The sequence below is a fragment of the Streptomyces sp. NPDC005202 genome, assembly GCF_040608235.1.
Lineage (GTDB): Bacteria > Actinomycetota > Actinomycetes > Streptomycetales > Streptomycetaceae > Streptomyces.
The window spans coordinates 195,146-204,340 of sequence record NZ_JBEXHW010000001.1 but is presented as its reverse complement, the minus strand read 5'-3'; the positions used below and the strand labels follow the sequence as shown (position 1 = coordinate 204,340).

At 74.2% G+C, this 9,195-nt stretch carries 7 protein-coding genes and 2 pseudogenes; 5 read left to right on the top strand and 4 right to left on the bottom strand.

Going from position 1 to position 9,195, the window contains the following annotated elements:
- Positions 1-247: 247 nt before the first annotated feature.
- From ABZV31_RS00905 to ABZV31_RS00895, 3 genes and pseudogenes are all read right to left on the bottom strand, one after another.
- A complete protein-coding gene (locus ABZV31_RS00905) occupies positions 248-1,090 on the bottom strand; it encodes an SMP-30/gluconolactonase/LRE family protein (protein WP_355886307.1) in 843 nt (280 codons plus the stop codon).
- Entirely contained in the window at positions 1,087-1,860 is a 774-nt protein-coding gene (locus ABZV31_RS00900) for an IclR family transcriptional regulator (protein ID WP_355886304.1), read from the bottom strand. Before ABZV31_RS00900 ends, ABZV31_RS00905 begins: the two co-directional genes overlap by 4 nt.
- 111 nt (positions 1,861-1,971) lie before the next feature.
- Positions 1,972-2,612: pseudogene (locus ABZV31_RS00895) on the bottom strand (helix-turn-helix domain-containing protein); the annotation flags it as partial.
- 23 nt (positions 2,613-2,635) lie between these two features.
- Between ABZV31_RS00895 and ABZV31_RS00890 the strand changes: the two are divergent.
- Both ABZV31_RS00890 and ABZV31_RS00885 read left to right on the top strand, forming a co-directional pair.
- Positions 2,636-2,899 (top strand): annotated as a pseudogene (locus ABZV31_RS00890) (FkbM family methyltransferase); the annotation flags it as partial.
- Positions 2,865-3,470: a hypothetical protein gene (locus ABZV31_RS00885; protein ID WP_355886301.1), complete on the top strand. Its 606-nt coding sequence runs from the start codon at positions 2,865-2,867 to the stop codon at positions 3,468-3,470. The pseudogene ABZV31_RS00890 and the gene ABZV31_RS00885, both read left to right, overlap by 35 nt.
- 253 nt (positions 3,471-3,723) lie before the next feature.
- Here ABZV31_RS00885 and ABZV31_RS00880 read toward each other — a convergent pair whose 3' ends face one another.
- Positions 3,724-4,602, bottom strand: coding sequence for a hypothetical protein (locus tag ABZV31_RS00880; protein ID WP_355886298.1), 879 nt, complete (start codon positions 4,600-4,602; stop codon positions 3,724-3,726).
- Positions 4,603-4,820: 218 nt separating this feature from the next.
- Between ABZV31_RS00880 and ABZV31_RS00875 the strand changes: the two genes are divergently transcribed.
- The 3 genes from ABZV31_RS00875 to ABZV31_RS00865 all read left to right on the top strand — a co-directional run bounded on the left by ABZV31_RS00875 (position 4,821) and on the right by ABZV31_RS00865 (position 9,145).
- Entirely contained in the window at positions 4,821-6,266 is a 1,446-nt protein-coding gene (locus ABZV31_RS00875; RefSeq protein ID WP_355886295.1) for an acyl-CoA synthetase, read from the top strand.
- On the top strand, positions 6,259-7,818 hold the full coding sequence (locus tag ABZV31_RS00870; protein WP_355886293.1) for a carboxyl transferase domain-containing protein: 1,560 nt from the start codon (positions 6,259-6,261) through the stop codon (positions 7,816-7,818). Before ABZV31_RS00875 ends, ABZV31_RS00870 begins: the two co-directional genes overlap by 8 nt.
- A gap of 289 nt (positions 7,819-8,107) precedes the next feature.
- The gene (locus ABZV31_RS00865) at positions 8,108-9,145 is read left to right on the top strand and encodes a rod shape-determining protein (protein ID WP_355886291.1); all 1,038 of its coding nucleotides are present in this window, start codon (positions 8,108-8,110) and stop codon (positions 9,143-9,145) included.
- The last annotated feature ends 50 nt before the right edge of the window (positions 9,146-9,195 follow it).

Below are 9,195 nucleotides of genomic sequence, written 5' to 3'. Positions count from 1 at the left end.
GACGGGCGGACCGGCTTGACGGCGAACCGGCTTGACGAGCGGACCCGCTCGACGAGCAGACGGACCACCGGACGGGCGGACCGGCTTGACGAGCGGACCCGCTCGACGAGCAGACGGACCACCGGACGGGCGGACCGGCTTGACGGCGGACCGGATTGACGGCGGACCGGATTGACGAGCGGACCGGCTCGACGGGCGGACGGACCGCCGAAATCGGCCCGTTGGCAGATCGGTCCGCCGGTCGGCGTCAGCCCGCGAAGGCCGGCTGCGGCAGCCCCTTCCCCGCCCCCGGCACCACCAGTACCGAGCCCGCCAGGGGATGCGGGGCGGACAGTCCCGTGCGGGCCGTCGTGATGTACAGGTCGGTCAGGTCGGCTCCGCCGAACGCGCAGGCCGTCGGGCGGGGCACGGGCAGCTCGATCACCCGGTCCAGCTCGCCGGTGGGCGTGTAGCGGCGGACGGCCCCGCCGTCCCACAGGGCCACCCACACGCAGCCGTCGGCGTCGACCGTGAGGCCGTCCGGGAAACCGGCCCCCTTCTCGACCGACGCCAACGGCCGCCTGCCCGTGACCCGTTCACCGTCGTAGTCGAAGACGTCGATCCGCCGGGTCGGCGAGTCGATGTAGTACATCAGCCGTCCGTCGGGGCTCCAGCCGGTGCCGTTGCTCACCGCCACGTCGTCGAGCACGACCTCGACCGAGCCGTCACCGGTGACGCGGGACAGCGTGCCCCCGCCCGGTGCCTCGTCGTAGCGCATGGTGCCGGCCCACAGCGAGCCGTCGGGCGCGACGGCGGCGTCGTTGCCGCGGCGGCCGGGAACCGGGTCGTGGTGCAGCCGGCGGAAGGACCCGTCCGGGTCCACCAGGCCCACGCCGTCCCTCAGGTTGAGGACCAGGCCGCCGCCGACGCGCGGCTTGGCCGCGCCCACGTGCTGCTCGGTCGTCCGGACCGTGCGCCGGCCCGACGCGGGGTCGTACGTGTGCACCCGGGAAGCCAGGACGTCGACCCAGATCAGCCGCCCGGCCTCCGGATCCCACGTCGGGCCCTCGCCGAGCTCCGCCTCCGCGCGTACCGCCACCTCGTACGTCATGCCACGCTCCGGTGGCCGAGGCGCTCCGACAGCTCGGCGGCGCCCTTGGCGGCGAGCTGCTCCAGCTCGGCCATGCGCTCGTCGCTCCAGCGGATCATGGGCACGGAGATGGACAGCGCCGCAACCACCTGGCCGGTGCGGTCGCGCACCGGGGCGGCCACGCAGCTCACGTCCGGGTTGGACTCGCGGCTCTCCACGGCGATGCCCCGCTGCCGTATCTCGGCCAGGGCCTCGCGCAGGGCGGCCGGGTCGGTGATGCTGTTGGGGGTCATCGCGACCAGTTCGGCGCCGTCCGGGATGCGCGCGGCGAGCTCCTGCTCCGGGAGGGAGGCGAGCAGCATCTTGCCGACCGAGGTGCAGTGCGCGGGCAGGCGGCGGCCCGCCGCCGACACCATGCGCACCGCGTGCGTGGAGTCGACCTTGGCGATGTAGATGACGTCGGTGTCCTCGAGGATCGCCACGTGCACGGTCTCGTCGCAGGTCTCGGCGACGGACCGGGCCACCTGCTGGCCCTCGGCGGCGAGGTCGAGCTGCTCGGCGTAGCGGCTGCCGAGCTGGTAGGGGCGTACGCCGAGCCGGTAGCGTCCGGGCTGGCCGGTTACGGGGACGATGTACTTGCGGGCGGCGAGCGTGGTGACCAGCTCGTGCACGGTGGTGCGCGGGAGCTGGAGCTTGCGCACGATGTCGGGGGCGGAGAGCGTCCCGTCCCCGTCGAGGAAGAGCTCAAGAATGTCGAGAGCTCGGGTCACGGCAGGTACGAGGCGTCCCACGACCGGCCCCCTCCCTTGATCCAGGCATGTTCGAAATTTCAACAGGCGGTCGGCATGACGAACACAGGCTAGTCATAGTGGGTTGCGCGGGCAATGGGTGTGAGTGCCCGGCTACCGGCGCACCCTCGGGTCCCCCAGCTCTCCGCGCAGGCGCTGCGCCCGCAGGACCAGTTCGAGTTCGAAACGGCGGTCGGGGTCGTCGATCCCGTCCCCCCACAGCTCCCGTATCTGCCGGAGACGGTAGCGCACGGTCTGCGGGTGGACACCCAGCCGAGCCGCCACCTCCGGCGCCCCGCCCCGCGTCTCCAGCCAGGCCAGTAACGTTTCCGCGAGCCGCCGCCCATGGGTGGGCACGCAGTGGGCCAGCGGGGCCAGGCAGCGCAGCGCCAGGTCGACGATCAGCTCCTCGGGCTGCAACAGCACCAGCGCCTGCGTGTGCTCGGTGCAGTACAGCACCTCCCCGGCCGGCGGGAGCCCCCGCTCCATCAGCCCCACCGCCGCCTCGGCCCAGCGCAGCGACTTCGCCGCGTCGGCAGCGGTACCGGCGGCCCGATCGCCCCCGCCCACCCCGTCAGCGCCCGGTGCAGCAGCTCGGGGCGTCCGGCGGCGTCCGGCTCGGGCACGACCATCCGCGGCTGCTCGTACTCCATGTCGAGCAGCACCCCCTGTCCCACCGCGGGTGCCACCGCCTCCCGCGCCGGGCGGAGCAGCACACCGACCGCGACCTTCCCGGGCAGCGGCCGGCCGATCCGCCCGGTGGTGCGGTACCTGGACACCGGTGGTGCGGTACCTGGACATGCTGGGCTACGCGGGCTGGGTGCTGCCGGGCACCACCTGGATCCCGCTGTCCGCCTTCCTCCTGGAGGCCCACCAGGCTCAGACGTCGTACGTCGTCTCCCACGGCCTGCTGCGCCGCGTCCTGCCCTTCCGCGGCCCGCGGTACGTCAACTCGGTGCTGTTCCTCCCGGACGGCCGCCGCCCGGGCGCCCGCGCCGTGGGCGACGATGGGACCCATGCCCACCGCGAAGCGACCCGATAGCCCCGGCAGCCCCTTCGGCACCCTCGACTTCCAGCTGGTCCTGCTGCGCCGCATGGCCGACCACCATCAGGACCTCGTGGAGGAAGCCCGCCACGCGCTGGGCGCCTCCATCGCCGACATGCGGGAGGCCAACAAGCGGTGGCAGGCGATGGTCCGCTCGCCGGGGACGAGGTCCGCCGCCTCCCGGTACCGCTCGGTCCTGGGCCGCCCCGAGTCGACCGCGCACCGCACGATCGGCGACCTGGAGTGCGAGGCCTGGCAGTGGCCCCTCCCGCTCTGGCCCGACCTGCGCTTCGAGGTCCTGGTCGGCCCGAACGGCGCGGTGTGGAACGAGTGGCTGGTCCGCGCCCCGGGCAGCCCCGGCCCTTCCCTGAAGACGCTGGAGGACCTCACCCCCTGGTCCTGCACGGTCGACGAGGCCGCCCGCGCCTTCGCCCCCGCGCGCCCCCTGGAGGGCACCGCCCCCAACCGCTGGCGCCTCGCCTTCACGGCCCCGGACGCGCGGGGGGTACGCCGGGAGGTCGTCGCGGAGTTCGCGTGGGGCCTGCTGCAGCGGACGACGGTGGGCTGACCCGCCTCCGCCCGGCTCGCACAGGTAGCAGCGCCGGGGCCGGGCGAAGGACACCGGGGCAGGGCGAAGGACACCGGGGCAGGGCGAAGGACACCGGGGCCGACGGTCCGGGTGTCAGGCGGTAGGTCCACGCCGCATCCGGCCGCCCGCACACCAGGCAGAGCTGGTCCCGCCGGCTGGTCCCACCGACTGGTCCCGCCGGCTGGTCCCACCGACTGGTCCCGGTCTGCGGCCGGTCAGGAGGCGGCCGCGGTCATCCGGGCTCTCCGGCCGCGTTCAGGATCGCCTCCACCACCCGCGGTACCGAGCCCGGGTGCAGCCACAGGAAGAGGTTCGGCTCGACCAGTTCCAGCTCCATCACCCGGGGTTCGCCGTCCTCCCCGTCCACGAGGTCGACGCGGGCGTACAGCAGCTCGGGCGCGTCGGGTACGGCCGCCAGCGCGCGCTCGGTGACCGAGAGTTCGGCCGGGGTCGGGGTCCAGGGCTCCAGGCCGGGATGGGCCACCTTGCGCTCGTCGTAGGGCGTGCCGGGGGCGAGGACGGCGCCCTTGCGGCCGGCGTGCAGCAGACGGCCGCCGAAGAACTGCAGCGCCCGCTCCCCGCCGGCGTCGATGCGCCGCATGTACGGCTGGACCATGGCCGTGAACCCCTCCGCGTGCATCCGCGCGAGCTGCCGTACGGCGGTGTCGTGCTCGTCGGGCGTGTAGCGGGCGGCGAACCGGGCGCCGGCGCCGGAAGTGGGCTTGATCACGTACTCGTGGTCGTCCGGGAGGCCGGCCGGATCGCCCGGACCGATGTAGCGGGTCGGCACGACGGGCACGCCGGCCGCCGCCAGCTCCCCGAGGTACCGCTTGTCGGTGTTCCACCGCACGACCTCGACGGGATTGGCCAGCCGCGTGGCCTTGCCGCACCGCTCGGCCCACGCCACGAACTCGGCCGCCCGCCAGCTGTAGTCCCAGGTCGACCGGATCACGGCGAGGTCGAAGCCGCCCCAGTCGACGTCCGGGTCGTCCCAGAAGACGGCGGCCGCCTCCGCCCCGGCCTCCTCCAGCGCCCGCACCAGCACCGGGAGGTCGCGGTCGACACTGATGTCGGGAGCGGGGCGGCAGGTGACGAGTGCGATGCGGGGCACGGCGGGCTCCATCCTCGTACAGCGGTTCATGGCTGATCGCCTCGCAGGCTAACAACCGCTTCCGCAGCCGATACCTGCACGTGGGGAGCCCGGGGAGGGCGACGGGCTGAGCGTGGAAGTGACCGGCATCAACCTCCGGCAGCGTCGGATGTTCCCGGCCGTGGGGTAGGAACGGTGGTGTTGTCCTCCAGCCACGAACAGCCCCAAGGAGTGCGCCCGTGTCCTCCCTCTTTCCGGCCCTGACGGGCGATCCGGGTGAGCAAGTCGCCCTGCGGTTCGGTGACCGGTCCCTGACGTACGGGGAACTCGCGGCGGCGGCCGGAGGCGTCGGCGAACGGATCCGCGGGGCGGCCCGTGTCGCGGTGTGGGCCACGCCGTCGCTGGAGACGGCCGTCGGGGTGGTGGGTGTGCTGCTCGCCGGGGTGGCCGCCGTGCCGCTCAACCCGAAGTCCGGGGAGAAGGAGCTCGGGCACATCGTGTCCGACAGCGCGCCGTCGGTGGTCCTGGCGGGTCCCGGCGACGAACTTCCGTCCGCGCTGCGCGACTTGCGGCGCGTCGATGTCGACGTCCACGGCAGCGGGCCGGTCCCGCAGGAGCAGGCGGACGAAGGCGACCCGGCCCTCGTCGTCTACACCTCCGGCACCACGGGCCCGCCCAAGGGCGCCGTCATCCCCCGCCGGGCGGTCGCCGCCACCCTGGATGCGCTCGCCGACGCCTGGCAGTGGACCGGTGAGGACGTGCTGGTGCACGGGCTGCCGCTGTTCCATGTGCACGGGCTGGTGCTGGGCATGCTCGGGCCGCTGCGGCGCGGCGGGGCCGTGCGGCACCTCGGGCGGTTTACCACGGAGGGCGTGGCGCGGGAGCTGAACAGCGGCGCGACCATGCTCTTCGGCGTGCCGACCATGTACCACCGGATCGCGGAGGCGCTGCCCGCCAACCCGGAGCTGGCCAAGGCGCTCGGCGGGGCGCGGCTGCTGGTCTCCGGTTCCGCCGCGCTGCCCGTGCACGACCACGAGCGGATCGCGGCCGCGACCGGACGGCGGGTGATCGAGCGGTACGGCATGACGGAGACGCTGATGAACACCAGCGTGCGGGCCGACGGGGAGCCGCGCGCGGGCACCGTCGGCGTGCCGCTGCCCGGGGTCGAGCTGCGGCTCGTGGAGGAGGACGGCACACCGATCGCGGCGTACGACGGCGAGACCGTGGGCGAGATCCAGGTGCGCGGGCCGAACCTGTTCACCGAATACCTCAACCGGCCCGACGCGACGTCCGCCGCCTTCACCGCCGACGGCTGGTTCCGCACCGGGGACATGGCGGTGCGGGACCCCGACGGCTACGTCCGCATCGTCGGTCGGAAGGCCACCGACCTGATCAAGAGCGGGGGTTACAAGATCGGCGCCGGGGAGATCGAGAACGCGCTCCTCGAACACCCGGGGGTGCGCGAGGCCGCCGTCACCGGGGAGCCGGACGCCGACCTGGGCGAGCGGATCGTCGCCTGGATCGTCCCGGCGGATCCCCAATCTCCCCCAGAAGCCGAGGAGTTGGCGGATCACGTGGCCCGTCGGCTCGCCCCGCACAAGCGGCCGCGCGTCGTCCGCCTCCTGGACTCCCTGCCCCGCAACGACATGGGGAAGATCATGAAGCGGGCGCTGACGCATGACTGAGCGGCTCTCCGCACGGCAGGCCATCGCCCTCGTCACCGACAACTTCACCGAACTCCCGTACCCCTCACGCGAGTCCAGGTCCGACGGCCCACTCGGCTGGCAGGGCTACGACGCCTCGCGCGCCCGCGCCGCAGAGCGCACCGGCGAGGACGAGTCCGTGGTCTGCGGCACCGCGCGCGTCGAGGGCACGCCGACCGTGCTGATCGCCTTCGAGTTCGGTTTCCTCGGCGGCTCGCTCGGCGAACGCACCGGCGACCGGCTGGAGGCGGCGTACACCCACGCCCGTGAGCACCGCCTGCCGGTCGTGCCGCTGATCGCCACCGGGGGCAGCCGGATGCAGGAGGGCATGCTCGCCCTCACCCAACTCCAGCGCGTGGCCCGGCAGTCCGCGCTCACCCGGGAGGCCGGCCTGCCGCAGATCGCGGTGCTGCGGGACCCGACGACCGGCGGCGGCTGGGCCACCCTCGGCGCGGGCGCCGACGTGATCCTCGCCCTGCCCGGCGCCCAGGTCGGCTTCGCCGGCTCCCGGGTCCGCCCGCCGGACGCCGACCCGGCGGCGTACACGGCGGAGGCGCAGGTGGCGGCGGGCTCGGCGGACGCGGTCGTACGCCCGGAGGACCTGCGGGAGACGCTGGGACTGTGGCTGCGGCTGCTGACCCGCCCGTCGACGGCTGCGGCTCCCCCGCCGCACGCGCTGCGCGCGACCGACGCCCCACCTCCCGGCGCTCCGCGCCCGACCGACGCGCCGGCGCGGGACGCCTCGCCGCCCGGCCCCGGCCCCGCACCGGCCGGGCCGACCCCCGAGCCCCCGCCATCACCCGCCGCACCCCAACCCCCGACGCCCGAGCCCCCGCCATCACCCGCCGCACCCCAACCCCCGACGCCCGAGCCCCCGCCTCGGCAGTCCGCAGGCACCCCCGACCTCCCCGCCACCGGCTGGGACGCCGTGCGACGTGCACGCTCGCCCGAGCGCCCGCGGGCCGAGCAGTACCTGGACACCTACTTCACCCGGCGGGCGGCCCTCCGCGGCGACCGCTGCGGCGGTGCGGACGACGGCATGCTCTGCGGGTTCGGCGAGCACGACGGCCGCACCGTCGCATACGCCGCCCAGACGGGAACCGCGACCCGCCCCGCCGGTTACCGCACCGCCACCCGACTGATCCGTCTCGCGGACCGGCTCGGCATTCCGGTGCTGACCCTGGTGGACACCCCGGGCGCGGCCAACGATGCCGAGGCAGAACGGAGGGGCGTGGGTGCCGCGATCGCCGACCTGTTCGCCGCGGTGGCGGCCGCCCGTACGCCGATCACCACGCTGGTGATCGGCGAGGGCGGCTCGGGCGGTGCGCTCGCGCTGGCCGCCCCCGGCAACACCTGGGCCACACCGGACAGTTACTTCTCGGTGATCGCCCCGGAGCTCGCGGCCGCAATCCTCAAACGCCCGCCGGACCAGGCGCCGGCCACCGCGGACCAGCTCCGCATCCGCCCCCAGGACCTGGTCGAACTGGGCGTCATCCGGGGCGTCACCACCGTCCGGGATGGCACGGCCGCTTGACCCCCACCGCCCGGACGGCCTCCTGCCGCACCCCGCCGCCCCGCTCGTCGCTTGCCGAGGCCCGCACCGAGTTCGAGGGGGCGAATGAGCAGGCGCCGGGCCCCCTATTCTGGCCTTTATGTGACATATAACCATCTCTATTCAGCACATAACCATAAATTCACCCATCCAGCCGCACCCCACCCGGCCCACCAGAACAGGCGCCTCTTCCCCGGCCCCCGCACTATGCGAAGGAGGCCGCCAACCGGCGACGGCCCCGTCACGGTCCGCGCTCTCGGGAGGATCTGCCATGACCGCCAGTCTGGAGCAGTTGCGCCGCTGCCATTTCGCCGTCGATCTGGGAGCCGCACGGACCCGTGTGTACGTGAAGGGCACGGGGCTTGTCGTCGACCAGCCGTCGGTCGCCGCCGTGAACACCCGCACCGGCGCCCTGATCGCGGTCGGCGAGTTCGCGGAGAGGATGACGGGCCGCACCCCCGACTACATCCGCGTCGTCCGGCCAGTCTCCGGTGGCACCGTCGTCGACATCGAGATGGCGCAGCGCATGCTGCGGCATCTGCTCGGCGACAAGATGCGCCGCAGCCTGCGCCGCAAGACCCGGCTGCGCGCCGCCGCCTGCACCCCGCACGACGCCGATCCGCTCGCCCAGCGGGCCACGATCGAGACGCTCGTCGGGCTCGGTGCCCGTCGCGTGGAGCTGGTCGACACCCTGATCGCCGCCGCCGTCGGCTGCGGACTGCCCGTCGAGCGGGCCGAGGCCACCATGATCATGGTGTGCGGGGCCGCGGCCACCCAGGTGGCCGTTCTCTCCCTCGGCTCGATCGTCACCGCCGAGCGCATCCCGGTCGGCGGCGAGGCCGTCGACCGCGCGATCGTGCAGCACCTGCGCCACGAGCACGCGCTGATGCTGCCCAGCCAGTCCGTACGGCCGCTGCAGCTCGCCCTGTCGGGCAACGGGCTCACCCCGCACGGCCCGGCGTCCACGGAGATCCACGGGCGGGACGTGGCCACGGGCCTGGCCCGCTCCGTCCGGGTCGACACCGCCGCCGTACGGGACGCCATCCAGACGCCGCTGACCGCCGTGCTCGACGGCATCGGCAAAGTGCTGCGGGAGTGCCCACCCGACCTGGTGGCCGACCTCGCCGACCGCGGGATCATGATGGTCGGCGGCTCCGCCCTGCTCCCCGGCCTCGACCAGATGCTGCGGCAGGCCACCGGCGTGCCGGTGCACATCGCCGAACGTCCCGACGTGTGCGCCGTCCAGGGCCTGGGCGCCATGCTGGAGGGCAGGATCGAGCCGCTGGCACTGGACCCGCTGGGAGCCTGAACCCTCCGTGACGGCGACGGCGGTCGCCCTCGACGCCGCGGCCCGACGAG